38 protein-coding genes are annotated in these 23237 nt (G+C 49.4%); 25 read left to right on the top strand and 13 right to left on the bottom strand.

Features of this window, described 5'->3' with window-relative positions; genetic code table 11:
* Window positions 1-39: 39 nt before the first annotated feature.
* The 5 genes from BQ9893_RS21420 to BQ9893_RS15365 are packed head-to-tail and all read right to left on the bottom strand — an operon-like array spanning window position 40 to window position 2051.
* Window positions 40-165: a RagB/SusD family nutrient uptake outer membrane protein gene (locus BQ9893_RS21420; RefSeq protein WP_244155155.1), complete on the bottom strand. Its 126-nt coding sequence runs from the start codon at window positions 163-165 to the stop codon at window positions 40-42.
* Between the two features lie 23 nt (window positions 166-188).
* A complete protein-coding gene (locus BQ9893_RS15380; protein WP_075966776.1) occupies window positions 189-695 on the bottom strand; it encodes a DUF4252 domain-containing protein in 507 nt (168 codons plus the stop codon).
* A gap of 4 nt (window positions 696-699) precedes the next feature.
* Window positions 700-1101 (bottom strand): hypothetical protein, encoded by a 402-nt coding sequence (locus BQ9893_RS15375; protein WP_075966775.1) that lies wholly within the window; start codon window positions 1099-1101, stop codon window positions 700-702.
* Window positions 1091-1609, bottom strand: a complete 519-nt coding sequence (locus tag BQ9893_RS15370) for an RNA polymerase sigma factor (RefSeq protein WP_075966774.1) — start codon at window positions 1607-1609, stop codon at window positions 1091-1093. Before BQ9893_RS15370 ends, BQ9893_RS15375 begins: the two co-directional genes overlap by 11 nt.
* Window positions 1599-2051 (bottom strand): DUF4252 domain-containing protein, encoded by a 453-nt coding sequence (locus tag BQ9893_RS15365; protein WP_075966773.1) that lies wholly within the window; start codon window positions 2049-2051, stop codon window positions 1599-1601. The genes BQ9893_RS15370 and BQ9893_RS15365 overlap by 11 nt, the downstream gene beginning before the upstream one ends.
* Before the next feature lie 462 nt (window positions 2052-2513).
* Between BQ9893_RS15365 and BQ9893_RS15360 the strand changes: the two genes are divergently transcribed.
* A complete protein-coding gene (locus BQ9893_RS15360) occupies window positions 2514-2732 on the top strand; it encodes a hypothetical protein (protein WP_005647467.1) in 219 nt (72 codons plus the stop codon).
* Window positions 2733-3099: 367 nt separating this feature from the next.
* On the opposite strand, the gene BQ9893_RS15355 is transcribed toward BQ9893_RS15360, so the two are convergent.
* Window positions 3100-3837: a S24 family peptidase gene (locus BQ9893_RS15355; RefSeq protein ID WP_051015790.1), complete on the bottom strand. Its 738-nt coding sequence runs from the start codon at window positions 3835-3837 to the stop codon at window positions 3100-3102.
* A 153-nt stretch (window positions 3838-3990) separates the two neighbouring features.
* On the opposite strand from BQ9893_RS15355, the gene BQ9893_RS15350 reads away from it, so the two are divergent.
* From BQ9893_RS15350 to BQ9893_RS15275, 17 genes are all read left to right on the top strand, one after another.
* Entirely contained in the window at window positions 3991-4200 is a 210-nt protein-coding gene (locus tag BQ9893_RS15350; protein ID WP_005647464.1) for a hypothetical protein, read from the top strand.
* A 59-nt stretch (window positions 4201-4259) separates the two neighbouring features.
* The gene (locus BQ9893_RS15345) at window positions 4260-4493 is read left to right on the top strand and encodes a hypothetical protein (protein ID WP_139322616.1); all 234 of its coding nucleotides are present in this window, start codon (window positions 4260-4262) and stop codon (window positions 4491-4493) included.
* Window positions 4494-4544: 51 nt separating this feature from the next.
* Window positions 4545-4931: a hypothetical protein gene (locus BQ9893_RS15340; RefSeq protein WP_005647461.1), complete on the top strand. Its 387-nt coding sequence runs from the start codon at window positions 4545-4547 to the stop codon at window positions 4929-4931.
* A gap of 11 nt (window positions 4932-4942) precedes the next feature.
* Window positions 4943-7000 carry a hypothetical protein gene (locus BQ9893_RS15335; RefSeq protein ID WP_005647460.1) on the top strand — a complete coding sequence of 686 codons (2058 nt, stop codon included), beginning with the start codon at window positions 4943-4945 and terminating at the stop codon, window positions 6998-7000.
* 35 nt (window positions 7001-7035) lie between these two features.
* Window positions 7036-7920, top strand: coding sequence for an ATP-binding protein (locus BQ9893_RS15330; protein WP_005647458.1), 885 nt, complete (start codon window positions 7036-7038; stop codon window positions 7918-7920).
* On the top strand, window positions 7917-8534 hold the full coding sequence (locus BQ9893_RS15325; RefSeq protein ID WP_005647457.1) for a P-loop NTPase family protein: 618 nt from the start codon (window positions 7917-7919) through the stop codon (window positions 8532-8534). The genes BQ9893_RS15330 and BQ9893_RS15325 overlap by 4 nt, the downstream gene beginning before the upstream one ends.
* A gap of 20 nt (window positions 8535-8554) precedes the next feature.
* Window positions 8555-8722 (top strand): hypothetical protein, encoded by a 168-nt coding sequence (locus tag BQ9893_RS21755; RefSeq protein ID WP_005647455.1) that lies wholly within the window; start codon window positions 8555-8557, stop codon window positions 8720-8722.
* Window positions 8719-9147 carry a hypothetical protein gene (locus BQ9893_RS15320; protein WP_005647453.1) on the top strand — a complete coding sequence of 143 codons (429 nt, stop codon included), beginning with the start codon at window positions 8719-8721 and terminating at the stop codon, window positions 9145-9147. Before BQ9893_RS21755 ends, BQ9893_RS15320 begins: the two co-directional genes overlap by 4 nt.
* Window positions 9148-9155: 8 nt before the next feature.
* Window positions 9156-9818 carry a DUF3164 family protein gene (locus tag BQ9893_RS15315; protein WP_005647450.1) on the top strand — a complete coding sequence of 221 codons (663 nt, stop codon included), beginning with the start codon at window positions 9156-9158 and terminating at the stop codon, window positions 9816-9818.
* Window positions 9819-9970: 152 nt separating this feature from the next.
* Window positions 9971-10345, top strand: a complete 375-nt coding sequence (locus BQ9893_RS15310) for an ASCH domain-containing protein (RefSeq protein ID WP_139322615.1) — start codon at window positions 9971-9973, stop codon at window positions 10343-10345.
* Complete coding sequence (locus tag BQ9893_RS15305) at window positions 10342-10569, top strand: DnaJ-like cysteine-rich domain-containing protein (protein ID WP_005647447.1); 228 nt, start codon at window positions 10342-10344, stop codon at window positions 10567-10569. Before BQ9893_RS15310 ends, BQ9893_RS15305 begins: the two co-directional genes overlap by 4 nt.
* 155 nt (window positions 10570-10724) lie before the next feature.
* Window positions 10725-10877: a molecular chaperone DnaJ gene (locus tag BQ9893_RS15300; RefSeq protein ID WP_167369879.1), complete on the top strand. Its 153-nt coding sequence runs from the start codon at window positions 10725-10727 to the stop codon at window positions 10875-10877.
* A gap of 12 nt (window positions 10878-10889) precedes the next feature.
* Window positions 10890-11114 (top strand): hypothetical protein, encoded by a 225-nt coding sequence (locus BQ9893_RS15295; protein ID WP_005647443.1) that lies wholly within the window; start codon window positions 10890-10892, stop codon window positions 11112-11114.
* Window positions 11115-11167: 53 nt separating this feature from the next.
* Window positions 11168-11533, top strand: a complete 366-nt coding sequence (locus BQ9893_RS15290; RefSeq protein WP_005647441.1) for a hypothetical protein — start codon at window positions 11168-11170, stop codon at window positions 11531-11533.
* Between the two features lie 2 nt (window positions 11534-11535).
* On the top strand, window positions 11536-11739 hold the full coding sequence (locus BQ9893_RS15285; RefSeq protein ID WP_005647439.1) for a hypothetical protein: 204 nt from the start codon (window positions 11536-11538) through the stop codon (window positions 11737-11739).
* 3 nt (window positions 11740-11742) lie between these two features.
* A complete protein-coding gene (locus BQ9893_RS15280; protein ID WP_005647436.1) occupies window positions 11743-11943 on the top strand; it encodes a hypothetical protein in 201 nt (66 codons plus the stop codon).
* Between the two features lie 168 nt (window positions 11944-12111).
* Entirely contained in the window at window positions 12112-12408 is a 297-nt protein-coding gene (locus BQ9893_RS15275; protein ID WP_005647433.1) for a hypothetical protein, read from the top strand.
* Here BQ9893_RS15275 and BQ9893_RS15270 read toward each other — a convergent pair.
* Both BQ9893_RS15270 and BQ9893_RS15265 read right to left on the bottom strand, forming a co-directional pair.
* Entirely contained in the window at window positions 12359-12829 is a 471-nt protein-coding gene (locus BQ9893_RS15270) for a hypothetical protein (RefSeq protein ID WP_005647430.1), read from the bottom strand. The genes BQ9893_RS15275 and BQ9893_RS15270 overlap by 50 nt on opposite strands.
* 5 nt (window positions 12830-12834) lie before the next feature.
* Complete coding sequence (locus BQ9893_RS15265) at window positions 12835-13425, bottom strand: phage virion morphogenesis family protein (RefSeq protein ID WP_005647428.1); 591 nt, start codon at window positions 13423-13425, stop codon at window positions 12835-12837.
* Window positions 13426-13478: 53 nt separating this feature from the next.
* On the opposite strand from BQ9893_RS15265, the gene BQ9893_RS15260 reads away from it, so the two are divergent.
* The gene (locus tag BQ9893_RS15260) at window positions 13479-13727 is read left to right on the top strand and encodes a hypothetical protein (RefSeq protein WP_005647426.1); all 249 of its coding nucleotides are present in this window, start codon (window positions 13479-13481) and stop codon (window positions 13725-13727) included.
* Here the strand turns inward: BQ9893_RS15260 and BQ9893_RS15255 are convergent.
* Genes BQ9893_RS15255 through BQ9893_RS15235 form a run of 5 tightly spaced genes read right to left on the bottom strand, consistent with a single transcriptional unit; the run spans window position 13689 to window position 19038 of the window.
* A complete protein-coding gene (locus BQ9893_RS15255) occupies window positions 13689-15293 on the bottom strand; it encodes a phage minor head protein (RefSeq protein ID WP_005647424.1) in 1605 nt (534 codons plus the stop codon). The genes BQ9893_RS15260 and BQ9893_RS15255 overlap by 39 nt on opposite strands.
* Window positions 15233-16591: a phage portal protein family protein gene (locus BQ9893_RS15250; protein WP_075966772.1), complete on the bottom strand. Its 1359-nt coding sequence runs from the start codon at window positions 16589-16591 to the stop codon at window positions 15233-15235. The genes BQ9893_RS15255 and BQ9893_RS15250 overlap by 61 nt, the downstream gene beginning before the upstream one ends.
* A gap of 3 nt (window positions 16592-16594) precedes the next feature.
* Entirely contained in the window at window positions 16595-17020 is a 426-nt protein-coding gene (locus BQ9893_RS15245; protein WP_005647420.1) for a phage protein Gp36 family protein, read from the bottom strand.
* The gene (locus BQ9893_RS15240; RefSeq protein ID WP_005647418.1) at window positions 17017-18585 is read right to left on the bottom strand and encodes a hypothetical protein; all 1569 of its coding nucleotides are present in this window, start codon (window positions 18583-18585) and stop codon (window positions 17017-17019) included. The genes BQ9893_RS15245 and BQ9893_RS15240 overlap by 4 nt, the downstream gene beginning before the upstream one ends.
* Window positions 18586-18588: 3 nt before the next feature.
* Complete coding sequence (locus BQ9893_RS15235; protein WP_005647416.1) at window positions 18589-19038, bottom strand: helix-turn-helix domain-containing protein; 450 nt, start codon at window positions 19036-19038, stop codon at window positions 18589-18591.
* A 191-nt stretch (window positions 19039-19229) separates the two neighbouring features.
* Between BQ9893_RS15235 and BQ9893_RS15230 the strand changes: the two genes are divergently transcribed.
* The 6 genes from BQ9893_RS15230 to BQ9893_RS15205 are packed head-to-tail and all read left to right on the top strand — an operon-like array spanning window position 19230 to window position 23161.
* A complete protein-coding gene (locus tag BQ9893_RS15230; protein ID WP_005647414.1) occupies window positions 19230-20261 on the top strand; it encodes a head maturation protease, ClpP-related in 1032 nt (343 codons plus the stop codon).
* Between the two features lie 3 nt (window positions 20262-20264).
* Window positions 20265-21476 carry a BACON domain-containing protein gene (locus tag BQ9893_RS15225; protein ID WP_005647411.1) on the top strand — a complete coding sequence of 404 codons (1212 nt, stop codon included), beginning with the start codon at window positions 20265-20267 and terminating at the stop codon, window positions 21474-21476.
* Window positions 21476-21940 (top strand): N-acetylmuramoyl-L-alanine amidase, encoded by a 465-nt coding sequence (locus tag BQ9893_RS15220; protein WP_005647409.1) that lies wholly within the window; start codon window positions 21476-21478, stop codon window positions 21938-21940. Before BQ9893_RS15225 ends, BQ9893_RS15220 begins: the two co-directional genes overlap by 1 nt.
* 16 nt (window positions 21941-21956) lie before the next feature.
* Window positions 21957-22346 (top strand): hypothetical protein, encoded by a 390-nt coding sequence (locus tag BQ9893_RS15215; protein ID WP_005647407.1) that lies wholly within the window; start codon window positions 21957-21959, stop codon window positions 22344-22346.
* A gap of 13 nt (window positions 22347-22359) precedes the next feature.
* A complete protein-coding gene (locus tag BQ9893_RS15210; RefSeq protein WP_005647405.1) occupies window positions 22360-22848 on the top strand; it encodes a hypothetical protein in 489 nt (162 codons plus the stop codon).
* On the top strand, window positions 22760-23161 hold the full coding sequence (locus tag BQ9893_RS15205) for a hypothetical protein (protein ID WP_241682670.1): 402 nt from the start codon (window positions 22760-22762) through the stop codon (window positions 23159-23161). The genes BQ9893_RS15210 and BQ9893_RS15205 overlap by 89 nt, the downstream gene beginning before the upstream one ends.
* The last annotated feature ends 76 nt before the right edge of the window (window positions 23162-23237 follow it).

Below are 23237 nucleotides of genomic sequence, written 5' to 3'. Positions count from 1 at the left end.
TCTACCACAAAAATAGAGGTCTTTTTGTTAATATGAAAATTAATAACCTGGATTTTGTTTGAGCTGGTCATTTAATTGCAACTCGTTGTAAGGTATCGGATAAAGTAAATATTCCGGCTTTATCTGATAGGTACGTTCAGGAAGATCCTTATCAATAGTATTCACAAAAGCATAATTATCTTTTGGGGCTAACTATTCTTTTTCTGTTTTATGATCGTTACTTCTTTTTTATCGTTTTTGGAAAAACTTTTTGCCACTTCTTGTATATCCTCTAATGTGAACTTGCCTGTTATCCGGATGACTACATAGTCCGAATCTGTGTCGGCCAGCATGATCATTTCATTGATCAGGTCACTGTTTTGGGCGATGTAGAAAGAGGCGCGTGTATCGTTGTCCTTGACCCGCATCAGTTCTTCATGCGATTTGCCGATGAGGCTGCTGAACTCTTTTTGCATCTGGTCCCGTACCTCCTGCTTGTTGGAAGTGATGATTTGGAGGTTGTTTATTTTCCCTTTCAGGTTTATCAGGTTGAGGCCGTTGCTTTCTACGTTAGGGATCATGTCGAACATTTTCTTGGAGATGAAGACAGATGTCACGTTATCCATATCGGCATATTTTTCGAACAGTTTATCCTGGGCGAAGCACAAACTGGTACAACAAAGAAACAGAATTAGGAATATATTCTTGGATTTCATATGATTAGTCATTTAAATATTTGCTTAAAATGTTGTTTACTTTATCTATCTCCTGCCCGGCATTGTTTACCTGGCTGATGCCTTTGTTGAGGTTGTGCGACAGCAGGAATAAAGCCTTTTCAGCGGCGACGGCGGCTTCTTCCGGATTGGTGTAAGTGTCGCTGAGCCGGTTGTGGGCTTGATATGACGCTTCGTACTGGAAAAAGCCGATACACAGCAAGATGGAGGCAGCGATCCCGCTTAACCAGTATAAAGTCCGTCTACGAGGCAATGAACGAGTCTTCTTTTCTTCCGTGGCAGCCCAGGCGTCAATCCGCTCTTCCAGCCTGTGGGAAAGTCCTTCGGGTAAAGTCTGCTCCTCTTGGAGGGCTTTGTTGATCAGTTCGTCTATCTTTTTATCGTTCATACTTGTATGTATAATATTTTTCCAATTGTTCCCGGATTATTTTTCGTGCCCGGGAAAGTAGCACCCGTATATTGACGGCACTCAGGCCGGTGATTTGTTCTATCTCGTCCATCGAGCAGTCTTCGATTCCTCTCAACCGGAGGACTTGCCGCTGGTTTTCCGGCAGGCGGTTAATGAGATGGCGGACTTGCTGCATTTTGTCTTGCATTTCCAGTTCTTCGTCCGGAGAAGAACCGGTCGAGAGGGTGACGGCTTCGGTGACATCTTCATCATGCCTGCCCGCACGGGGAGAGCGAAGAAAATCGAGGCAAAGGTTTTTGACCAGCGTCACGCAGAAAGCTTCCGAGTTCCGGACATCGGCCAGTTCGTTCCGCCGGCACCACAACTTATAGTAGGCATCTTGCAGGATATCTTCGGCATCGGCTTTGTTTTCGACCAGTGCGTAAGCAATCCTGAAGAGCTTGGGATGGAGGGGAAGGAACAGCCTTTTAAAGCTCTCAACATCCATCTTTATGGTCGTTTATTACTTTTTCGATGTCAGATGGTTTGATTTTCCCTTTGATACGGATCAGGGCATCTTCGCCTCCATCGGTTGTCAGGATTACCAGTTCGCGGATGATGTCTTTGTCGATACGTACCATTACTTTCGTACGGTTGCCCTCTTCGTTCGAGTTGACCATTGTTTCGAAATTCGGATCTTTCAGTTTTTTGATGGCGGAGCGAAGATCGTCTTTGACGGTATTGCTGCATTCCTCGAAAGAAAGGACTTCGATGCTTTTCACACCCATCGTCTCGGTGAACAGGCTGCTTATATTCATCAAGGCCGGGCCGACCGTTACGCGGGTTACGTTTTTCTGGTTGGCAAAGTCGTTGAACAGTTTGTCCATGCTCTGGCTGTATCCAGCCTGGCAGGATAGGATGAGGATCAGGATTGCAATGTATTTTTTCATCTTTCTAATGTGTTAATCGTTACTTATTCCGTTTGTTATTCCGGTTCTTCAATGCGCGCTATTGAAGAGCGTTCGTTAAGTAGACGGGAACGGTATGGGGCTTAAAACGAAGTGATAAAATATAGATAGGACGAAAATAATAGTATGAGGCTATAAAACAGCAAGTTATAAAGGAATAGGCTCGAACGACCTCGCAAAACGAAATAACTTTATCTTTACCTTATGTTTACATTCGAACGCCTGATTTGGGGCGATTCTTTGCCTTATCTTTACATCGGGCTTTGCATGGTGTATCTTTTATCGCTGAAGATATGAAACGCCGCCAGATCGCCTTAAAACAGGTTGGTTTGGTTGGCGTTCTTTTTATGTCGTTTCGTTATGCGTTTTTGGAAGTTTAACGTATAAAATACTTCCAAATAATTATTATTTGGTACTTTTGTGTAAAAGATATTTCCAAATAGCATGGAGAAACGAGAGGTAAAAGTAGTGCATGTACACCTGATTTTCGAGAAGAAAGATTTCTATTTCGGAAGTCTGTCGGCAGTGTTTGATACGCTGGAGGAAGAGCGGATCGGTATCAAGAAAAGTACCCTTTTACACGCTGGTTTGACTGATGGCAGCATAAAGATGACACAAAGAGCCAGGATTGTTGTTTCTCACCTTATTAGAGGCAATCGTTAAACCGTTGTTATATTGCTGTTTAAAGGCTGTTGTGATACTCGTTTCCGTAGTATCATAGCGGCCTTTCTTTATGTGCGTAAAAACAAAAAGAACTACAAAAAGACTTATATAAAAGAACTACAATCATAAATGTTAAAACACTTACAAAAGACTTACAAAAAGTCGTATTTTCGATATTGTACGGATATATAAAAAGTCAGAAAAACGGCAGCTTTGACAAAAAAATATCTTTAAGTGGGTAGAAAAAGCCACCAATATAAACGTATTAATCAATGTGATTATGTGTATTATATTGCATATTATCAAGTAGTTATGACTTGTATCTTCTATCCTCGCTTTCATTTTTGCGTGCGTATGCCTTTGAGGGCTATTCAAGCCCCACATGGCCAACCACAACGGCGATACCGGTTATTTCGTCAACAGGTATGTCAAATGGCGGATATTCTTTGTTGTCTGAGACTGCGCGTAAATGTTTTTTGTCTTCCCCTGGCATAAGTCGTTTCACTAATATGCCTTGCTCGCGTGTAGCTATTACGTGGCACTTATTCCATTGCAGGAATTGAGTGCTGCGGAGTATAGAGCATGCGATAACGTCTCCCGGATTAAAGTGAGGGTACATGGAAAGCCCAGAAACCTCAATCATAAAATCAACATGGCAATATTTGAATTTAGGAATAACATAATACTCCTTTACGTCGGCTTCTTCAATAGAAAAATCTCCATTACCGAAACCGGCTGCTGCCTTTCGTGTCACTAAAGGGATGGGGTGCAACCCGTTTCGTGCGGCCTCAGCAAATGGTATAGCTTCCGGTTTGCTAAGAGTGCTATCTATTGAGGTTTCAGGTGAAGAACATACTGATCTTACCTGTGCTAAATCTCCTTGTGAAGAACTGCTTTCCTTTAGCATTGCTCCCTTTCCATTGCTAAGTAACCAAGCAGGGTTAAGATATTCGCATTTTGCGAATATTAATTCAATATCAAAAGTATTTCTTTTAAGCCACGAACTAATTGTTTGTGGTGTAACGCCTAATATATTAGCAAACTGGGCCTTATTTCCACCTGTGCAATGGCGTATAATAGCATTTAACATTTCTGTTTTTTCCATGTGTCTCAATAAATATATAAGCATTTTGAGAAATAATTCTCAATTTGCTTGTTTTGTATTCGCAAACTGCTTATATTTGCAGCATATTAACAATGATAACGGGCGGTAAATATAGAAAAAACGCTCAAGACGGCATAATTAAAACGGTTAAACATGAAAGCAATTAAAGTCTTTATCGACGAAAGGGAGCAGTTTAAGATGCTGAACCTTATAGAAAAGTTCAACGGCCACGAGGATATTGTGGCTACGGGGACGGGGCAAACGGATTTTGTAGTAGCCACTTCTGGCGAATGTGCGATGGCTTATGTAAGGGCGGTTCTTGCCGGAAAATTGGATGATTGTACGATTGAAACTATAAAATAAAGGAGGAAAGGCACATGAAAGTGAATCGTAAGGCTGGAACTTGTAATAGTTGGCAGGAAATGGACATAGAGAGTCGTCAAGCTGTGTATTTGGCGGAACGACTGGTTGAAAATAAGCGTGGTGTGGTGGTTGGAAAAGAACATATCGGAAGTTGTACGTTGGAGGTATGTTACGGGTGTAACATTTCTAATACCCAAATAGATATAGTGGATCGTTATGGACTGACAGTAGCTTTTTACTCCAACGGTTATTTCTACGATAGCATTTCAAAACAGCGTGTGGAATTATTCTAAACAAAGAATAATTAGAACAGAATAATAACGGTATTTAAAAAGCAATAGAATATGAAACGACAAATAATAATCGACAGCGACGCAAGAAAGAGACTCCAGGAGGCATTTGGAGTTACCCGCGTTACGGTGTGGAAAGCACTCAACTATGAGAGCGACAACGAATTGGCCCGGAAAATCCGCTATACGGCCAAAAAGGAAATGGGCGGCGTGGAAATAAACGGTTCGCTTCCGGGTTTTGATACGACCCACCAAACGGCCGAAGGAACTATGACACAAACATTCGGTCCTCGTGTGAAAATCATATTGCACATGAATACCAACCGGCTGGCGGTATTGGTAGACGGCGAGGTTTGCCGGATTGAAGACGGGCTTACCCTTTCCGAATTTATGAGTGTACAAGGCGAAGTCTATAAAATGGCTCAGTCTTTACAGGGATAAGGAGGTTTGATATGGAATACTTCGGAAAAATATTATGTATTTCAAAAGAGGACCTGACAAGGGATGATCGCCCGATGGTAGGAGGCTATCAGATAGACGACATTAAAGCTCCTATTATGAGTGTAAGTTGCTACGATCAACTGGTTTATAGAAAGAAAATTCGAGTTATCCGAAAAGGCGTAGGTCGTGGTGTTACCGCATTAGTTTCAGTTGAGAGTCTCCCGGAGAAATATCGAAAAAGAGTAGAAGAAAAATACGGCAATATGCGCCTGGAAATACTTAGACATTGGTTTTTGGTTCATTGGGTGGTAGACGATTCCGCCCGGACATTTTATACTCGGAAAAGCCTTGTTCTCGGTGATAATTTTGATTTGGAGAAACAGCAGGAATGTGTTCTGAATGCTTCTGCAATACAGGCTGTTCTTAGGCTGATGGACGACGTAAAAATGCAACGTGCCGTCATGCAGGGCGAACGGTTATGCTGGGAGGAAATGGCTGGTGCGATCAATTTCTATCAAGCCGAGTTCGGCCATACGCTCCCCCTTTCGGTAAACCGCTTTAAAAAGAAGGTTCTCGAATTTAAAGAGAAAGGCTACGAAGCCCTTATCAGCAAGAAGTTTGGTAACCAGAACACGCGCCTGGTGAACGTGAAGATCGAAAAGCTGCTTGTCAGTATCGCTGCACGTCCCAATCGGCCGTGGAACACCAGCGTTTGCGATATGTACAACCAGTTTGTACGTGGCGAGTTGGAAATGTTCAATCCGGAAACCGGAGAAATCTATAACCCGGCGGATTTTACAGATAAGAAAGGTAACCCGATAGAGTTAAGCCCTTCGACCGTTCAATATTATTTGACGTTGCCTAAAAATCAGGCCTTGATAGACAAACAGCAGATGAGCTGGACAACCTTCATGCACGAGCAACGCCCGCACGTCCATCGCGAATCACCCGAATACAGTTTCAGTAAGGTATCTTTTGACGACCGCGATTTGCCGCGCAAATTGAAAGACAGCAAACAACGTCCGAAGGCTTATTATGCTTATGATGTGGCAAGCCAGTGTGTGGTCGGATTCTCCTACAGCCGGAAAAAGGACGTGGATTTGGTTGTGGATATGTTTCGAAATATGTTCCGGCTGATAGAGCGTAACGGTTGGGGAATCCCGGCACAGGTAGAAGTCGAGAATCATTTAATGAGCCAATGGAAAGAGGGTTTTCTGGAAGCTGGGAAGGTGTTTAAGTTTGTCCGCTTTTGTGCCCCGCAAAATTCGCAGGAAAAATACGCTGAGCCACTGAACGGAGCCAAAAAGCGAAGTTTGGAACACGAACATCAGTTAGGTATTGGTCGGTTTTACGCCAAAAGTAAGAAGTACCGGACAGAGGCAAAGAAAGTGTTCGACGAACTAAATGATACTTACGTGGATAAACAATATTACACGTGGGAGGAATTGATTGCGGAGGACCAGGAGATTATTAGGTTATTTAATGAATCACTTCATCCGAACCAAAAAAAATATCCGGGGATGAGCCGTTGGCAGGTGCTTTGTGAACGTATGAACCCGAATTTACAACCGTACGATAAAGCCTATATAGCCCAATTTATTGGCGAGTGCGTACCGACCACTATCCGGCGTAACAGTTACTGCCGGGTGAATTATACGGATTATTGGTTGAGCTCTCCGGAGGTCATAGAGAAGTTATCCCCGAATAATTATAAGGTGGATGCTTACTATATACCGGAAGAGGACGGTAGCATAAAGGACGTGTTTATTTATCAGGACGGGAAACAGATCGACACGTTGGTTGATATGGGGCGGTTCAATACTGCTGATGTGGAACAGACTGAGGAAGATAAGCGAATTTTAGGTAAACAGATGAAATATATCCACGCTTTTGATGAAATGATGGTCCGCAACGGCGTTACCCCCGTCGGCACCTTGAAATCGGAATCCGTCAAACAGATAGCCTCGGCACCGGTTAAGGCAGTGAAGATACCGAAAACAGAGGAGATTGACTACTTAAATTATTTCAAAGGCAAAGATTACACCCGTATCGGACAAGATGCGGTTTAAACAGCATTATAAAACAATTCAAAAAGCATTATAACATGGAAGTAACGAAAGAAATAAAAGACCGTATATTGGCCGCTATTCGTGTCAATCGTGAGAATTATCCGAGTGACAACAAGCACGCTGCCGCATTGGGTATTTCAGCAAGTGTGTATAACTCTTTAAAAAAAGGAATAACGGATAAACAGGTAAGCGATACGAACTGGATTTGCCTTGCTCGCCGGTTGAACGTCTCTTTGCAGAACGAAATCGAATGGAAAGTCGCCGAAACTCCGACTTTCCTGTTTATCACAGAACAGCTTCGCACTTGCCAGGAAAGCGGTGTGTCTGCCCTGCTTTGCGACCTTGCCAATATCGGAAAGACATTCACGGCACGCGCCTATGTTAAAGCACATCGCAACGCTATCTATGTGGATTGCTCTCAGGTAAAGAACAAATCACGCCTGATCCGCTTTATCGCCAAAGAGTTCGGTGTAAATAACAACGGCCGGTATGCAGACGTGTACGATGACCTTTGTTTTTATCTCCGGACGTTGGAACATCCGCTTATCATATTGGACGAGGCCGGAGACCTGCAATATGACGCTTTTCTCGAACTGAAAGCCCTGTGGAATGCTACTGAACGCGGTTGTGCTTGGTACATGATGGGTGCCGACGGGCTTCGGGCAAAGATCACTCGCTCCATCGAAAACGAAAAGATCGGCTATACGGAAATGTTCTCGCGCTACGGCGATAAGTTTAGTAAGGTAACACCGGACGATGGCAAAGAACGTGAAGTATTTCTGAAGGCGCAGGCGGCTATGGTGGTCAAGGTAAACGCCCCGGAACGTAACGATATCATGCAGATTGTAAATCGTACCGGCGGAAGTCTCCGTCGGGTTTACACCGAAATAGAAAAGTTAAGAAAGGGGGGGGAAGCATGAAACGGGCCTATTCCCCAACAGAGGTGCAACAGATGAACATTCCCAGTTTTCCATTCGAGGGGAAATGGGAGGCCGCTTTCGGACATCCCGATCGTACAGGTGTATGGATTATTTGGGGTGAAAGCGGTAATGGAAAAAGCAGCTTTGTGATGCAATTGGCAAAATACCTTTGCCAGTGGTGTACGGTAGCCTATGACAGCTTGGAAGAAAGTACCGGCCTTTCGTTTCAGAACACTTTGAATCGGGAGCGCATGGAGGAAGTGAATTACAAGTTCAAAATATTGGACCGGGAACCAATGGATGACTTGAGTGAACGTCTTTTGAAACGTCGTAGTCCGGATGTGGTGATAATAGACAGTTTTCAATATACAGGATTGACTTATGCTGCCTACAAGACGCTCAAAGAAAAACATCGGAATAAGCTGCTGGTATTTGTCAGTCACTGCGAGGGTGAAAAACCGGAAGGACGTGCGGCGAAGAAAGTTGCCTATGACGCAGACATGAAAATATTTATCCGAGGATTCCGTGCCGTGTGTAAAGGAAGGTTTATCACCCAGCCTGGCAATTCTTATATAATTTGGGAGGAAGGTGCCGCCCAATATTCAATGAAGTAAAAATCGTAAATCATGAAATTATGGATGAAGTGATAGAAGCAATCGTAAACGACGCGGTGGAAAGAGCAACGGCCTTTTCCCCCGGCGACCAATCATTCATTTACAGTGAGGTATCAGACCGCCTGTCGGATTTATCGCATACGGCACTGATGACCGAGTACGGATTTAAAGAGGAGGATTTCGAATGAGCAGGAACTACGCACGTTTTTATATCCTCTTGAACCGTCTGCCCACGGAGGATAAGGACGAGTTGAAAGCCTCGCTGGTCAGCCAATACACCGGAGGACGCACCGAATCGCTCCGGGAAATGACCGTTAACGAGTACGACGCCATGTGCGAGGACATGCAGCGTATGGATGAGAATTACAAGGCGCGGGAAATCTACCGTGAGCAGCTGCGGCAGAAACGCTCCACGGTGCTGAAGTTGATGCAAAAGCAGGGCATTGACACGACCGACTGGAACCGGGTGGACGCCTACTGCCAGAATCCCCGGATCGCGGGCAAGAAGTTCGCCCGGCTGACGACCGGGGAACTGGATACGGTGGCCATCAAACTCCGGATCATCCAAAGGAAAGAGAGGGAAAAGAACACGGATTATTCACAACTAAATTAATTAAAGCTATGACAGAAGAAAGAAAAGCCGTTGAAATGACGGACGAAGAACTGAAACAATTCGAGGCGTTCAAGGCAGAACAGGCCGCCAAGCGAGCCAAGGAACAGGCCAAACGTGACCGCGAGGCCTACAAGGAACTGGTGGACGAAACGATCGAGGAGGCGATCCCGGACTTGCAAGCGGTAAGCGACTGCATCAAGACCGTGAAAAACGGCGTACTGAATAACTTCCGCCGCGTGATCGACATGAAGTCGGAAGTCTTGAAATTGAAAAAGGACGGCCAACGCACAGACACCTTTACCAATTCCGCTGGAGACAAGCGTATCACCGTAGGGTATTATGAAACCGATGGCTACCGCGACACGGTGGAGGACGGTATCGCCATCGTGAAGGAGTATATCGAGGGGCTTGCCGACAACAAGAAAACGAAGGCACTCGTAAAAATGGTACTCCGCCTGTTGGCCCGTAACGCGCAAGGAACGCTGAAGGCAAGCCGTATTGTCCAGCTTCGCAAGATAGCCGAGGAATCGGAAGACGAGCGTTTCATGGAAGGCGTGCAGATCATCGAGGAGGCCTACCAGCCGGCCATCAGCAAACAGTTCATCCGGGCCGAGATTAAGAACGATAACGGGGCATGGATAGCGATACCGTTAGGAATGACAGAGGCATGAAGGTAAAATCTGCCACCCTTACCCCCGGCTACTGGATATATGTCTGTCCCTGCGACTTTCAGTATTCGGTTTGTCGGGTGGATAAAACAGAGGGGAAATGGCTGGTATATTGTTTCAAATGCAAACAATCCAATGGAAAATATCACAAGATTATGGTAGAAAGAATAGAATTTTCTAAAAACTGGAACGGGAAATTGAACGGCGATAGCTTCACAACCATGAGGCTGCATGATCCCGTGAAATATTGCGTCGGTGCCGTCAAGCAGATTTACTTGAAGGGCATCTGGAAGGGGAATGCCCGGATCATAGACGTGAAACGCATCCACCTTTCGGATATAAACCTGTTCGTTTCAAAGTTGGACATGGGCCTTTCGGCGGAAGATTGCAGGCAGGCGCTTCGCGCCATGTACAAGCATCGCCCGGTCAATTGGGAAACCCAGCTGATCGACCTTTGCCTTCTGGAATACCTGAAGGAATCTAAAGAACCGGGATTGTTCCCGTGTCAGGAAGGGGAGGTGAGAGTATGAGCAGGAGCGTACAATCGATCGATCTTTTTATTGACAAATACACCCCCAAGACGGAGGTTGTGAAAGCCAGGGGCTTTATTTGCCCCTCCTGTAACGGGAGTGGCGGTTTCCAGGAAGAAATAGGGCGTGACGATTACAGGTGGAAGACTTGCCCCCGTTGTGACGGGACGGGTAGAATGAGGGCTGTCGTTACGGTGGACTGGAAAGCGGATTACGACTCTTGAAAACCTATGGTCCGAAAATGCCGGACAGCAGGTTTGGTCTGACAATGATTAATTTTTAAAACAGAGGAGAAATGATGAACAGTATTTTAAACAGGTTAAAAAGAAAAGCAGATCGACCGAATAAGACGGACGAACTGTTACCAAAACGGGAGAGAATGATCCCACCGCATATCGTGGTCTGCAAGGTCTGCGAGGGCAAGGGGACGAAAGAGGGCGCGACCTGCCCGCAGTGTAAAGGTTCCGGGCGTGTGATCGTATCGTGTGAGGTAACAACTTATGTATCGGCTTATGTGCCAGAAAACGATTAAAAATAATCAGTCATGGGAGAAAAAGTAAGAATAGTAATGGAATTGGATAAGAACGTGGTTCAGACAGCGTGTTTTTTAGCTGATATAAACCTGTCGGATGAAGTCTGGCAGAAAATGGTTGCAGAACCAATTCTTTTCCCCATGGAACTTGCGGGAGAACAAAAAAAGGAAATGGAATTGGGAATAGCAATGGCTGCTTTGGGTTTAACACTACAAAAACAGGAGGAAACAGAATAATTATGGGTTATGATTTAATACCAAAAAAAAAGGGGGTCGATTGTAAAAGCGGAATGATATTTACATGGCCCGTCATACTGAACGAAACCGGTGCTTGCTACCTGTTTGGCTATGGGGACCACACATTTTCTCCGGGAAAATATATTTATGTCGGTTCCCGGAAAGATGGCAGTCCGGTAAGCAATGACGGATTTGAAGTCACAAAAGAAGAAGCCTGTATCATGGCGAGGCTCTTTAGGGGGTATGTCTCTGTAAAAAGGGAGTTGAAGGAAGAATGGGACCAACTGTCGGAACAGGGACAAATCAAGATCAAATCCATGTTAGGGGAAAAAGCGGAACCACCGGCTGAAGAGTTCTTACATAAGATAGAAATGCTGGCAGATTTCTGTGAACAGTCGGAAGGCTTTAATATCTGTTGAATATGAATGCGACAGATCAAGCCAAATTATGCAAGGCAGGTTATACCATACTTCGCCGGATGGATTATCCTTCTCCATGCATAAAATTCAAAAGTGAAGCCAATCCGCATAGCTGGAAAAGATACGGCGATTATTACCCCAGCAAAGCGGAAAGGGACAGGAGCATGAAACGTTTATTGCAAAGCAACGATATAATAGAGGATTGAATTATGAACATGAAAGATTTAGGACTGGTTCCCAGTGTGGCACAATGCGTCAAAGATGCCGAAGGAACGGCGGAAATTATCAAGGAACAAATCCCACGATTGAGAAGCAGAGTCAAAAAACGGCAAAGTGAGAGAAGCCCTGAGTTTTTCGAGGCGGTGGTTTACCACTTGAAACGATTGCAACAGTTGGAATCGACGAAATAACCGGATAATAATTAGCAATCGGCGGAACAAAAAGCTGTCCCGCCGATTGTTTTTTGGGGTGATTGGTTTAAACAAACTTAAAAACCGTCTGTTCCAAACAAACTTAAAAGCCAATGCCGCCGTAAAATACGGTATAAAGCTGTACTTTTGTATTAAATACATTGATTTATGGCCAAAGGACGAGACAAACAGTTGATCAGAGAACGAAATGAAGCCCTGTGCCGCCGTTACTATTATTGGACGGAGGCGCAGAGCGTCCGCTTTGACCGTGCCCTGAAGATACTCTCCAAAGAGTTCTTTTTGTCGGAGGAGCGCATCATGGCCATTATCCGTGAACGCAGCAAGGTCGATCCGGATATCCACCCGGTCCCCAAAGTCCGTGCGCCCCGTTTAACCTTCAAACAGCTTTCCCTGTTCACGGACGATGCCGGCTATCCAATAGCGCAGATTCATCGCGATAGCTGAACGAGAACACAAATTCATACACCTTGATGTTTCCGGGCAGGGTATAATCCCGGCTTTTGACTCTGACCAGTTCGTCCATGTTCCGGCAGAACTGGAAGTTTTGCAGTGTCCGGTATAGTTTCCCGGCCATTTCCATACGTTCCTTGATACGCCCGGTCGTTCCGCTTCCGATGTGGGTATCGTGGTAACAGTCGATGCCCAGTCGGACGGTCAATGTTATTTCTCCCGCCTGCGTTCCCAGCCCGATGTCTTTCCAGTCCGCTTCGGTGTTTCCTACCAATACGCATGGAAACGTCACCGGATAAAAATCCTCGTTTTCCGAATTCATTCCTTCCAGTTGGCCGTAGTCCTCGTCGATGTAGGCTATTTCCGGCATTTCATTTTCTATCCTTTTCAGGATTGCGATGTACAGTTCTTCCATGTTGTTTATTTTAAAATGTTTCTTATTTCCGCTTCGACGATTTGCCTGATTTGTTTGTTCAATTCCGTGCTTTCACCGATAAACTGGCGTTGAGGGATTTTTACCTTCAACTTTTTCTTCCGGGTAAGGGCGAGCCCTTTCCACATACCGGCCTCCGGCGGCAGTTCTCCTTGCCTTGTTTTACCCTTTTTCCGTTTGCCTACCGCTTTGTAATACATCGCCCATGCAAACTTCCGCATCCGGGGTGTCACGGTCGGATGTGTCTCGCCTCCCCAGTTATGCAGCGGGGCGTATTCCACGTCGTTGGCCACCCTGACGCGGTAGTCTCCCGGTGTATATTTGACGGATGAGAACAGATGGTTACGCCGTGAGAGCAGCGGGCCGTAACCTGCCGCCGCCGACTTGGAGCCGGAGTTTTGTCGTTTCGTCTGCGGCCAGCGCTGCAGGCCGCCATTGACAAAGCCTCCCTTGCGGAAGTTATCCTGGTAATGGTCTTTGGCCATGCGTCCCACCTTGATGGGCAGCTCGCGGCGCATGAGCGTGTCCAGTTCCTTCTGTTTAGCCTTGAGCGAGGCCGAAAAATCTTTTATATTCATATTATTGTTGTCCTTTCAAATAAAAACCGTATTTTTGTGAAAACTATCTTTTTATGAACATACCTGAACAAGTAATCAAAGAAGCCGGCAACATGATGGAACAATATGGCGGCAATCTTGAGTATCTGGGTGACGTTGACGGCCAAAAGGCATGGTTGCTGCGTCTACCGGATGATCTTGTTATAGGCTTTCCGTTCCTGTACTTGTACAAAGACGGCGAGGCCATTGAGATAACAGGGCCTTCAGTCTTCGATTTCATAGGCTTATATGTCAAAGATGTCGAAGAAGTCGAGGTTGAATAGTTTGTTGTCTATTCTCATGATCCCCCTGCAGCTGTGAGAAGTTGCCGCTCCCATCTCACACAGGTATTTGACATCCTTCCATTCCATCCCCGATCCGGCCGAGTTATCGCTTTGCGGTTCTATATAACGAAGTTCCCCGTTGGCAAACCGTTGTAGGATGGTAGCGTGTCCGCCTCCGTTTTTCCAACCGATGCACAATTCATAAACACCCTCTTCCTTGCAGATTTCATTGAAAAACTCCTTATACCTTTTGGGCGTCATTTTCAAGTATCCCTTTGTGTAAAGCCAGTCGTTAATGCTGGTATGTTGCGCAGTTGTTCCGTCCGCATTCTTCCAGACTTCAAAAGCGCGTCCTTTGCTCAGATATTCCAGTTTTGAACCGGGCACATTCCCTTTTGCCGTGATATCAAATCCTTTTAAACGTAAGGCATAGGCCGGAGCACAAGTCTGGCAATTGATGTTGTAAGGCCTGGCTTTTTCCCGGTCGTATTCCATGTTCTTTCTATATCTTCGCCCGGCTTTATCCTGATAAGTTCCGTTAGGGTCTAATATGAACTCATTTGTATGTTTCGGGTTCGCATTCTGCTTGTCCGCCTCTTCCACGCTCATGGGTTTGCCTTTGGTGATCCCGAGAACTTTTTCCAGTTCAAGGTTATGCATGGCGATGGCCTTCTTTTCCTCATACGTCAGGTTACCCGGCATTTCCGCTATCATTTCGTTTATCCGTCTTGTCAAGGCGTCCACCGCTTCCTGCGCTCCCGTATGGGCCTCAGCCATATACGGGTGTTTGTCCGAGAACAGTCTGGCGTCCTTACCCGGATTGTTCTCCAGCCCGTCCTGCGGCTTGTCGGCGGGATCGAAGTCGGGTAGGGGGGTAGGCTCCTCGTCCGTGGATGAGAGGGAACATTTGCAGTTCCAGCGGTCGCCCGGCCGGTGGTTATTCCAAAACGGATCATCAATGGGCCGTATCGTTCCCCAGAACCGGCGGTGGTCGGCTCCCGGATGCAGGGAGGTGGACGGCATCCATTTCAGGTTGGGCAGCACGTCCTTCTCACGCTCGAACTGTCGCCAGTTGGCGGCCTGGTGCGCCCGGATTATCGCCGTATCGTATTCGGTCTCCAGCCACTGGTAGATTTGATGGTCCGCAATGGGCATGACCTCTTTCGCCCACCGTTCGAACGGTTTTAAAACGCCGTTCGAATCGAGCAGCAGCGCGGCCATGTCGTTCTGCATGCGGTGTACCTTGAAGGCGGCGAATACGGCGTTGTTTCGTTTCAGTTCCTCGTAGAAGTCATGATCCGGATCATCTGCCGGACGCTTTCCGAACCCTTTGTCGGTGGCGATGTCGAGCGTATCCCAGACGGCACGGAACATCTGAAGCTCGATGTCCGTCATGGGGTGGAAGTCCTTTTCGTAGATGCGGCGCACGAACGCCTCCAGTACGTCCCGGTCAAAAGTGAAACCGGAGGATACCTCGCCTGCGGCATTCCGATAAAGAGTGTCGACTACCAGTTTAAAGCCGCCCCGTCTTTGTGCGGGGCGTGGTCGAAAAAACTCTTTAGCCACGCCATGAAGTTCCTTTTCCGTCTCCCCGTGGGGGCTTCATCCTCTTTGTCCGGCTTTTCCTCGGGCTTTTCTTTTTTGCCTTCCGGCGGAACGGGCGAGGCCGGTGTTTGTGTCTTTTGGGCGGCTTCCGCTTTCAGCTGCTTGTAGTTCTTCGGTTTCTCTATGCCGAACTTTTCGTAGAGAAAATCGTCATCGATGGGCAGGTTGAAGTCCCTTTTCAGGGTGGAGAGGACAGTCATTTCGGTTTTCGTGTCCGTTTCCTTCTGCTCGGGGAAACAGAACTTTCCGCCGGAGGTATCGATGCCCATTACCTGGAAAATGTCGGTCATGTCGTAGTTAAGCACGTTCAGCAGGAAACGGCAATCCGACTTCAGCTTTTTGTCCTCCACCTTCTTGTGTACCGTGCCCAGGGCCTGTGTCCCGGTCTTGGAGGCTTCCGTGGTCAGCGTGTTGCCCAGTACCAGTTTCGATATCTCGCTGTTGCAACGCTCGCAGAGTTTGTCGTATAGGTCCGCCGATCCGCTCTTGTTACCCGCTTCCTTGAGGTTCAGTTCCGTGTCCTTGCCATGAATGAACACGCCCAATGATCCGACACCCGTCGCGTCTTCGATGGCACGCTGGCGTGCCTCGTCATCGTCTGTCTCGTAGGTGTACTCCTGTATGGGCATCCCGAAAACTTCGGCGAACTGCGCCCAGTCGGCCATGTCGTTACGCTTGTAGATGACCCACGGCGCGGCCTTCGCCAGCAGCCCCATATCGTCCTTGTCCCCGACAAAGAGCAGGTCGGGGTATTCATCCCACGGGGTTCCCGTGATGTCCGTCTGGTGGCGTAATATGAGGCGGCGCACGGGGTCGGCGTGCTTTCGGGGGATCAGGTCGTAGTTGATCCACGGTCCTTCGCGGTAGAACTGCATGAGCGAGAATCCCCACCAGCGGGCGGCAAGGATATCCTCGATGCAGCGCCGGAACCACGGCGACTGCAACTGCTCGTTTATGCGCTCGTCCGGTTTCCCGTCGCGCTGGAACTCTATGTCCAGTGCCAGCACGGCCTCGACCCTTTTGTCGATGACGCTGGACAGGTGCGTGTCCATCAGTATGTCGCTGTACAGGTCGTACAATTTGAACCGGCGTGAGTAGTCCACGTTTTCGAAGGCGTGGATGGCCGCCGTCATGTCGGCGATGTCGATGCCGAAACGTCTGGGCTGCGTGAGTACGATGGTTTGCGTGCCCGTGATGCCCGGCCGGCGCAAGTTCCCGCCTACGGTGATGCGCCCTGTATTTTTCTTTCTTCTTCCCATGATTTAAAAATGGTTTGAACGTTTATGGTTGCTTTTTATGATAAAGCCGGAGCGTGTCCGGCGTTCTTCCTGCGGCAGCAGCGGTGCGCCGTCGATGCTGATGTTCCCGTCCGCCACCGCCTCCAGCCATTCCTTTGCCCGGTCGTAGCGGTCTTTTCGGACGGAGGACATGTTGCGCGGGTTGTGGATGCAGAAGATGTGGTACACCGTGATGTCCACGGCCATCATCAGCACCAGCTGGTTGCGTTCCTGACCGGTTGCGGCGAACAGGCGGTCGCAATCATACCGCCGTGAGAGGTATCCCCTCATTTCGGCCAGCGTACGGTCCTCGCATATCTCCACGATGGACTCGTCCTCGCGTGTCAGCGCGTCCAGTATCTCGCGGTGGATACTGGCGTCATAATCTGTCAGTTCGATAAATTGGCTCATTGTCTGTACTTGTTATTTTTGCGCAACACGCTTCGGGCGATCTTCTTTGCCGGTTCCATGTCGCGCTGTTTACGGTCTATGATACGGTTCCCGCCTTCCACGCAGTCCGGCCCGTCGGCGGGATATGTAAGCTGTAGGTTGAAGAGCCGGAACTGGTCTGCCAGCCGCTTCATGTGTGGATTGTCCCGCTCCGCCTCGTTAAAAATGAGGTTCCCTTCCCGGTTGAGCGGTTCGAGGTTGGCTTCGATACGGGTGGCCTTGTCCGTTTTCTTGTCCTCGTCGCCTCTGATGTAGAGCTCCACGCCCTGCTCGCGGCGCACCTTTCTGACCAGTGGCTGGAACACCTGCTGGAAGAAGGGGTCTTGCAATTTGTTGTTCTCCATGTAACAGTACACGGGGCATCGTCCGCCTACGAAGTCCAGCAGCTGTACGTACCACTGGATGAACTCTGCGTTCAATCCCCGGTCGAGAAATGCCTTGATGACATATAACCGCCCGCTGATTTTTCCCAGGAGGCAGAGCGCCTTTGTGGAGCTCTTCTTGCTTTTGTTCTCGCCCGGTGTGGGGTCGCCGTAGATGACGAGGAACTTGAATTTGGAGAGGGCGGGCACTTTCCCGTAGGCGATCTCCTGGAACACCTCGCCGTCGGCCACCGGGTTGTTGAAAAACTCCTTCTGGGCGGCGGACGCGCTGACCAGGGATAGGAACAGGTCGATGTCCTCTTCCGAGTTCTTTTCGGGCCATGAGGATACGCCGTTTTTACCCCGTATGTTGATGATATCCACATGCCCGATGCCCTTCGCCTTCAGTTCCTCCGCCTTTTCAATGGCGCGTGTGATGCAGCAGTCCGCCGCGATGATGTTCCCGTTGAACAGCACCCGGTAATGTCCGGATACGGACATGGTCGGTATCAGTGCCTCTTCCAGCCACTTCCATTTGGCCTTGATGCGTTCCGGGTTGCGGCATTCCTCGTCGGTGTCTATATCGTCAATCAGGATGCAGTCCGGACGGAAGTTCTTGTTACGTGTACCACGGGGCGACTGCCCGGCTCCGATGGCGCGGAAGGAACATCCCGACTGGCAGGTAAATTCCCCTGTTTCCCACGCGCCCGGCTTTTTCTGCGTCCCGTAGTCCTGTATGATACGCTGGTTCTCCTCGAGATTGGCCATGAAGGGCAGGAGCAGACGCTGGGCGTTGTCCTGCGAGTTGGAGATGAGCAGCACGTTGCGCACCCGGCGGGTCAGCGCCAGCTTGATGATCTCCATCATGGCGCGTGCGGACTTGGCCAGCTCTCGTGACCAGGCCCTGACCTCGTACCATCTTTCATGCGCCATCATACGCCGTGTCGCCCTCTTGTGGAAGTCGGCGGGATTGCAGGTGTAATACTGCGCGAAGTAGTAGCGGAACCATGCCTCGTCGTCCGCCTCCAGCCGTTTTTTTCTGGTCTCGATCTCGGCGGTGGAATCCGCCGGGTTGATGTCCGAGTTTTCCCGGATGGAAGCGACCAGTTCGTTCCATCCTTCCAACGCCATCCGGTCTTGTGGTGTAAGCCTTTTCTTTGCCATGTCCTATGCGAGTTTTGATTTGACAAAAGCGTCCAGCAGCGGGCAGACCTGTTTGGCCTGCTCCGCGTCGTAGGTACGCAACCATTTGAGCAGGTCGGCGAACACGGACGTGATATCCGCCAGTCCGACCTCCGTTTCCATCTTCTTGATGGCGTTTGCCAGCTTGGAGATGGTATCCGCTTCCGCGGCGTTGGGAAACCGCTGTCCCTGTTCCCGCTGGGCGATCTTGCCGTTGAGCTCGGCCAGTTGTCGGTACAGGTTCTTTAGTTGTTCCTCCTTGGTGATCGTGACCGATACCTTCAGGTGTTCCCAGTTTTCTGCGTTGATCCATTTGTTCACGGTGACGCGCGACACCCCCACCCGCTCGGCGATTTCCGCCTGCGTGAGGTTTTCCTTTACGAAGAGCAGTTTCGCCCATTCCTTGCGCTGTCCGGTAGTCATTTTATCCGCCATAGTGTCTTTTTTTAGACAAAGGTGGCTAAAAAACGACGTTCGGGAAAAAACTTGCCGCATGATACAACTTTATAGCGTAATGATAACATTATAAGCCGTGTATGATAAAAATCCGATTTGCCTGATCCCCTAAATACCTTCATTTTTGCACCGTAAACACGGCGGGAACCCGCCCTAAGCGATATAGAGAAATGAACCGTTTTTTTAATATGATACCCGGTGAGGACGCCTGCTGCATCCTTTTGTACGGTGACATCGGCGAATACAGCGATGTCACGGCGGCCGCCATAGTTCGCGAGCTCATGGAGGCGGAGGCATCGGGAAAAAGGATCGATGTCAGGATAAACAGCAACGGCGGTGATGTCTATACAGGTATTGCCATCTTCAACGCCCTGCGCGGCAGCAAGGCGGATATCCATATTTATGTGGACGGCATCGCCGCCAGCATGGCCAGCGTGATCGCCCTGTGCGGAAAGCCCGTCGAGATGAGCAAGTACGCGAGACTGATGCTGCACAGCGTTTCGGGAGGTTGTTACGGCAACAAGACGGAACTCAGGCGCTGCTTGGAGGAGGTGGAGGCGTTGGAAAACACCCTCTGCGAGATGTACGCCCCGAGACTGGGCACCAGCGTGGAGGAAATCCGGGCGCGTTACTTTGACGACGCCGACCACTGGCTGAAGGCGGACGAGGCCCTCTCGCTGGGTTTTATCGACGGGGTTTATGATGCCGACCCCGTACCGGAGGACAGTACGCCCGAACAGGTTTACCGCATATTCAACAACCGGCTTGAACAGCCATTAAACGATACCCAAATGAATTTAGAAGAAGTAAAGAAACGTCCGCGCTTCAAGGATTGCGCGACGGACTCGGACGTGTTCCGCGTGATGGACGCGCTCGAGGAGGAGGCGGGAAAGGTTCCCGGCCTGACAGCCGAGGTGGACAGGTTGAAAAAAGAGAACAAGGCTTTTACGGACAAGGCCAAAGAGGAGGACGAGGCGGCAAGGAAAAAATTGCTGGACGATGCCGAGGCCGACGGCCGTATCGATGCGACCACGCGTCCGGTGTATGAGAACCTGCTTAGCTCTGACCGCGAGAACGGGGAGAAAGCCCTTCGGAGCCTGAAACCGAAAAAGAGAGTGACCACTGACCTGCGCGTGGAAGTGGGAGGCGAAAGCCCGTGGGACAAGCGCATGTCGGAAATCAAGAACAAACTAAACCGATAAACAATGGCAATAGTAGTAAAGAACACCAATTACAACGGCGAGGTACTGGAGCAGATCCTGACGCTTGCCGCCACGGGGAACGAGATCGTCGAGAAGGGGCTGATCATGGTCATTCCCGGCGTGGAGAAAAAAATCAGCCTGCCGCGCCTTAAAAGCGGCAAGATGTTGCAGAAACGTAAGGAACACCCGGGCATCGAGGATTCCAAGGGGAATTTCAACTATTCGGAGAAATCCCTTGACCCGGTGGACTTCATGGCCTTTACCGTGTTCAATCCCCGCGCCTACGAGCAGATTTGGCGCAAGTGGCAGCCCAAGGGCAACCTCGTGTTCGCCGAACTGCCCCCTGAAGGACAGAACGCCCTGCTGGCCGAGCTGACCAAGCAGGTGAAGTTCGAGCTGGGTGACCATTTTATCAACGGCACGTATGGGGATGACGACGACCATCTGATGAACGGTATCCTGACACAGATGACGAAAGATACCGAGCTTATCATCGTATCGGGTAAGCCGGCGACCATGCTGGAGAAGTTGAAGGCCGTTCGTAAGGCTATCCCCGTGGCCATCCGTAACAATCCGAACCTGCGCATTATCATGAGCGTTAACGATTTCGACAAGTACGACGATGAGTTGACCGAACGGGAGGCCAAGAACGCCAGCGAGACGGACGTAAACAGCAAGCGTTACAAGGGCATCACCATCGAGACGCTCTCCGCGTGGCCGGACGATCTGATCGTGACCACCCTTTGCTCGATGGGCGCGGACGGCAATTTCTTCGCCGCTGTCAACTTGCAGGATGACGAGGACGTGATCCAGATCGACAAGGTATCCAACGCCAGCGAGTTGTATTTCTTCAAGTTGCTGATGAAGGCGGACACGAACATCGCTTTCGGCGAGGAGGCTGTCGTACTGGATACCCGTACCAACCCCGTGTTCAAGGCCGCGGAGAAAACCATTTCCGTAGAACCGGCCACCCTCACGTTTGAGAGTACCGGCGGCACGCAGAAGGTTGCGGTAACGGCTTCCGGTGAATGGAAAGCGAGCGCAGCTCCGGCAGGTTTCAAGGTGGTGGAAACGGACGAGGACCTGACCGTTACTGCAGAGCCTAACACGACCGGCAACGACAAGACCGGCACGATCACCCTCACCCTTGATGCCGATCGTAGTAAGACGGCCAAAATCACCCTGACCGCCAAAAAGCAGGGAGGGGGTGCGTAATGGCCAAGTTGAAATACCTTGTCATCCATTGCACGGCCACGGCGGAAAGCCGTGAGGTGTCATCGGCGGACATCCGCCGTTGGCACACCGCCCCGGTAAGCGAGGGCGGCCGTGGCTGGAAACAGGTGGGTTACACCGACCTGTTTCACCTCAATGGCGGCGTGGAGCGTTTGGTGGACAACAACGAGGACGCAAATGTAGACCCGTGGGAAGTCACCAACGGTGCGGCGGGTTACAACTCCGTTTCCCGGCATATTGTGTATGCCGGAGGATGTGCCGCTGACGGCAAGACTCCGAAGGACACACGTACGGCCTCTCAGAAGAAGGCATTGGAGAAGTATGTGAAGGATTTCCACCGCCGCTTTCCGGATGTTCGCATTGTAGGACACAATGAGTTGGCGGCGAAAGCCTGCCCCAGCTTTGACGTACAGAAATGGCTTAAAGAAATCGGTATTAACCAATAAAAAAAAGAAGAAAGAAATGAAACGAATTATGTTGTTTTTGATGCTGATGCTTGGAACGGTGTCGGCAGTAATGGCCCAAGGAGTCGATGTTCCGGTTACGGATTATGACGCGATGATTGGCACGTTTGCCGGTTTTGCGGCCGGTGTGGTAGTATTGACGGAAGGCTTGAAAGGCTTGTTTCCGAATATGAAAGGCTGGGTAACCCAAATTGTCAGCTGGTGCGTCGGTATTGCGGGCGCCATGTTGCTGTGGTGGCTGGATGCCGGATTTGTGTCGGATGTCCAGTGGTATATAGCCCTGCTTTACGGTTTCGGTGCGTCCCTTGTCGCGAACGGGATTGCGGACACGGGACTGGTGCAATGGCTTATCGGCCTTATAGTCAAGAAATCGGAAAGCAAGTCATAAACGGGTATCAGAGATGGAGCTTAGTGAAATACTCAACCTGGTACTGGGCGGCGGTTTATTGGCGGCTGTCATCGGGCTTCTCACGCTGAAGGCGACTGTCCGCAAGGCGAATGCCGAGGCGGAGAAGGCGAGGGCCGAGGCCGAGACAGTCCGGATTGACAACACTGAGCAAGCCACCCGGATATTGATAGATAATATTGTTGAACCATTAAAGAAGGAATTGAATGAGACCCGAGAAGAACTGCGTGCGACCAAGAAGGAGTTTGGGTCTACCAAGCGCGAGATGGCCCGGCTTCGCAAGGCTATCGGTGATGCCGGCAATTGCAAGCATTCTGGTGATTGTCCTGTGCTTTTCCGGTTGCGCGAGCACCCGAAAGACTGTGAAGGAGACCTCCCGGACGGAGGCGAATCGGATGGCGGTGGGCAGTCTGGCCAAAGAAGTCCTCCTTGTACGGACGGAGGCGGTCCCGAAGTCGGAGGTACGGCTGGCGATATCGGCTGACAGCCTGATGAGACTGCCCCCCAGGGCATCGTATAGCGGAAAGAGCGGGCAGGCGAACGTGTCGGTAAGCCGCGACGGAGACGTGATCGCCGTGCACGCGAGCTGCGACAGTCTGCAAATCCTGGTCGAGTATTATGCGGGCAGGTCCGAGACGTACAGGGAAGCCTGGGAGGAAATGGCGGATTTGTACGAGGCGGAGGTAAAACGGCGTTCGAACCCCGTTCAAATCTTCTTCTATGGTTTGGGGACTGGAATAGTGATATGCGTTTTAGCGGTAATATTAATTCAAAAACAAAAGAAAGATGGCGGATAAGAATTTCATGTACGGCATCGGTGCCGTGAAATATAAGGATTTTGTCGTGGGCTATATCGAGAAAGGCTCCTTTGAC

Source organism: Parabacteroides massiliensis (assembly GCF_900155425.1).
In the GTDB taxonomy this organism is placed as follows: Bacteria; Bacteroidota; Bacteroidia; order Bacteroidales; family Tannerellaceae; genus Parabacteroides; species Parabacteroides massiliensis.
The sequence above is the reverse complement of the archived record's forward strand: the minus strand, read 5'-3'. Positions and strand labels throughout refer to the sequence as shown.

What these genes read in the sequence shown, in the direction of transcription:
- BQ9893_RS15380 (WP_075966776.1), bottom strand. Translation starts at nt 695, where the DNA reads ATGAAATCCAAGAATATATTCCTAATTCTGTTTCTTTGTTGTACCAGT.
- BQ9893_RS15375 (WP_075966775.1), bottom strand. Translation starts at nt 1,101, where the DNA reads ATGAACGATAAAAAGATAGACGAACTGATCAACAAAGCCCTCCAAGAG.
- BQ9893_RS15370 (WP_075966774.1), bottom strand. Translation starts at nt 1,609, where the DNA reads ATGGATGTTGAGAGCTTTAAAAGGCTGTTCCTTCCCCTCCATCCCAAG.
- BQ9893_RS15365 (WP_075966773.1), bottom strand. Translation starts at nt 2,051, where the DNA reads ATGAAAAAATACATTGCAATCCTGATCCTCATCCTATCCTGCCAGGCT.
- BQ9893_RS15360 (WP_005647467.1), top strand. Translation starts at nt 2,514, where the DNA reads ATGGAGAAACGAGAGGTAAAAGTAGTGCATGTACACCTGATTTTCGAG.
- BQ9893_RS15355 (WP_051015790.1), bottom strand. Translation starts at nt 3,837, where the DNA reads ATGGAAAAAACAGAAATGTTAAATGCTATTATACGCCATTGCACAGGT.
- BQ9893_RS15350 (WP_005647464.1), top strand. Translation starts at nt 3,991, where the DNA reads ATGAAAGCAATTAAAGTCTTTATCGACGAAAGGGAGCAGTTTAAGATG.
- BQ9893_RS15345 (WP_139322616.1), top strand. Translation starts at nt 4,260, where the DNA reads ATGGACATAGAGAGTCGTCAAGCTGTGTATTTGGCGGAACGACTGGTT.
- BQ9893_RS15340 (WP_005647461.1), top strand. Translation starts at nt 4,545, where the DNA reads ATGAAACGACAAATAATAATCGACAGCGACGCAAGAAAGAGACTCCAG.
- BQ9893_RS15335 (WP_005647460.1), top strand. Translation starts at nt 4,943, where the DNA reads ATGGAATACTTCGGAAAAATATTATGTATTTCAAAAGAGGACCTGACA.
- BQ9893_RS15330 (WP_005647458.1), top strand. Translation starts at nt 7,036, where the DNA reads ATGGAAGTAACGAAAGAAATAAAAGACCGTATATTGGCCGCTATTCGT.
- BQ9893_RS15325 (WP_005647457.1), top strand. Translation starts at nt 7,917, where the DNA reads ATGAAACGGGCCTATTCCCCAACAGAGGTGCAACAGATGAACATTCCC.
- BQ9893_RS21755 (WP_005647455.1), top strand. Translation starts at nt 8,555, where the DNA reads ATGGATGAAGTGATAGAAGCAATCGTAAACGACGCGGTGGAAAGAGCA.
- BQ9893_RS15320 (WP_005647453.1), top strand. Translation starts at nt 8,719, where the DNA reads ATGAGCAGGAACTACGCACGTTTTTATATCCTCTTGAACCGTCTGCCC.
- BQ9893_RS15315 (WP_005647450.1), top strand. Translation starts at nt 9,156, where the DNA reads ATGACAGAAGAAAGAAAAGCCGTTGAAATGACGGACGAAGAACTGAAA.
- BQ9893_RS15310 (WP_139322615.1), top strand. Translation starts at nt 9,971, where the DNA reads ATGGTAGAAAGAATAGAATTTTCTAAAAACTGGAACGGGAAATTGAAC.
- BQ9893_RS15305 (WP_005647447.1), top strand. Translation starts at nt 10,342, where the DNA reads ATGAGCAGGAGCGTACAATCGATCGATCTTTTTATTGACAAATACACC.
- BQ9893_RS15300 (WP_167369879.1), top strand. Translation starts at nt 10,725, where the DNA reads ATGATCCCACCGCATATCGTGGTCTGCAAGGTCTGCGAGGGCAAGGGG.
- BQ9893_RS15295 (WP_005647443.1), top strand. Translation starts at nt 10,890, where the DNA reads ATGGGAGAAAAAGTAAGAATAGTAATGGAATTGGATAAGAACGTGGTT.
- BQ9893_RS15290 (WP_005647441.1), top strand. Translation starts at nt 11,168, where the DNA reads ATGATATTTACATGGCCCGTCATACTGAACGAAACCGGTGCTTGCTAC.
- BQ9893_RS15285 (WP_005647439.1), top strand. Translation starts at nt 11,536, where the DNA reads ATGAATGCGACAGATCAAGCCAAATTATGCAAGGCAGGTTATACCATA.
- BQ9893_RS15280 (WP_005647436.1), top strand. Translation starts at nt 11,743, where the DNA reads ATGAACATGAAAGATTTAGGACTGGTTCCCAGTGTGGCACAATGCGTC.
- BQ9893_RS15275 (WP_005647433.1), top strand. Translation starts at nt 12,112, where the DNA reads ATGGCCAAAGGACGAGACAAACAGTTGATCAGAGAACGAAATGAAGCC.
- BQ9893_RS15270 (WP_005647430.1), bottom strand. Translation starts at nt 12,829, where the DNA reads ATGGAAGAACTGTACATCGCAATCCTGAAAAGGATAGAAAATGAAATG.
- BQ9893_RS15265 (WP_005647428.1), bottom strand. Translation starts at nt 13,425, where the DNA reads ATGAATATAAAAGATTTTTCGGCCTCGCTCAAGGCTAAACAGAAGGAA.
- BQ9893_RS15260 (WP_005647426.1), top strand. Translation starts at nt 13,479, where the DNA reads ATGAACATACCTGAACAAGTAATCAAAGAAGCCGGCAACATGATGGAA.
- BQ9893_RS15250 (WP_075966772.1), bottom strand. Translation starts at nt 16,591, where the DNA reads ATGGGAAGAAGAAAGAAAAATACAGGGCGCATCACCGTAGGCGGGAAC.
- BQ9893_RS15245 (WP_005647420.1), bottom strand. Translation starts at nt 17,020, where the DNA reads ATGAGCCAATTTATCGAACTGACAGATTATGACGCCAGTATCCACCGC.
- BQ9893_RS15240 (WP_005647418.1), bottom strand. Translation starts at nt 18,585, where the DNA reads ATGGCAAAGAAAAGGCTTACACCACAAGACCGGATGGCGTTGGAAGGA.
- BQ9893_RS15235 (WP_005647416.1), bottom strand. Translation starts at nt 19,038, where the DNA reads ATGGCGGATAAAATGACTACCGGACAGCGCAAGGAATGGGCGAAACTG.
- BQ9893_RS15230 (WP_005647414.1), top strand. Translation starts at nt 19,230, where the DNA reads ATGAACCGTTTTTTTAATATGATACCCGGTGAGGACGCCTGCTGCATC.
- BQ9893_RS15225 (WP_005647411.1), top strand. Translation starts at nt 20,265, where the DNA reads ATGGCAATAGTAGTAAAGAACACCAATTACAACGGCGAGGTACTGGAG.
- BQ9893_RS15220 (WP_005647409.1), top strand. Translation starts at nt 21,476, where the DNA reads ATGGCCAAGTTGAAATACCTTGTCATCCATTGCACGGCCACGGCGGAA.
- BQ9893_RS15215 (WP_005647407.1), top strand. Translation starts at nt 21,957, where the DNA reads ATGAAACGAATTATGTTGTTTTTGATGCTGATGCTTGGAACGGTGTCG.
- BQ9893_RS15210 (WP_005647405.1), top strand. Translation starts at nt 22,360, where the DNA reads ATGGAGCTTAGTGAAATACTCAACCTGGTACTGGGCGGCGGTTTATTG.
- BQ9893_RS15205 (WP_241682670.1), top strand. Translation starts at nt 22,760, where the DNA reads ATGGCGGTGGGCAGTCTGGCCAAAGAAGTCCTCCTTGTACGGACGGAG.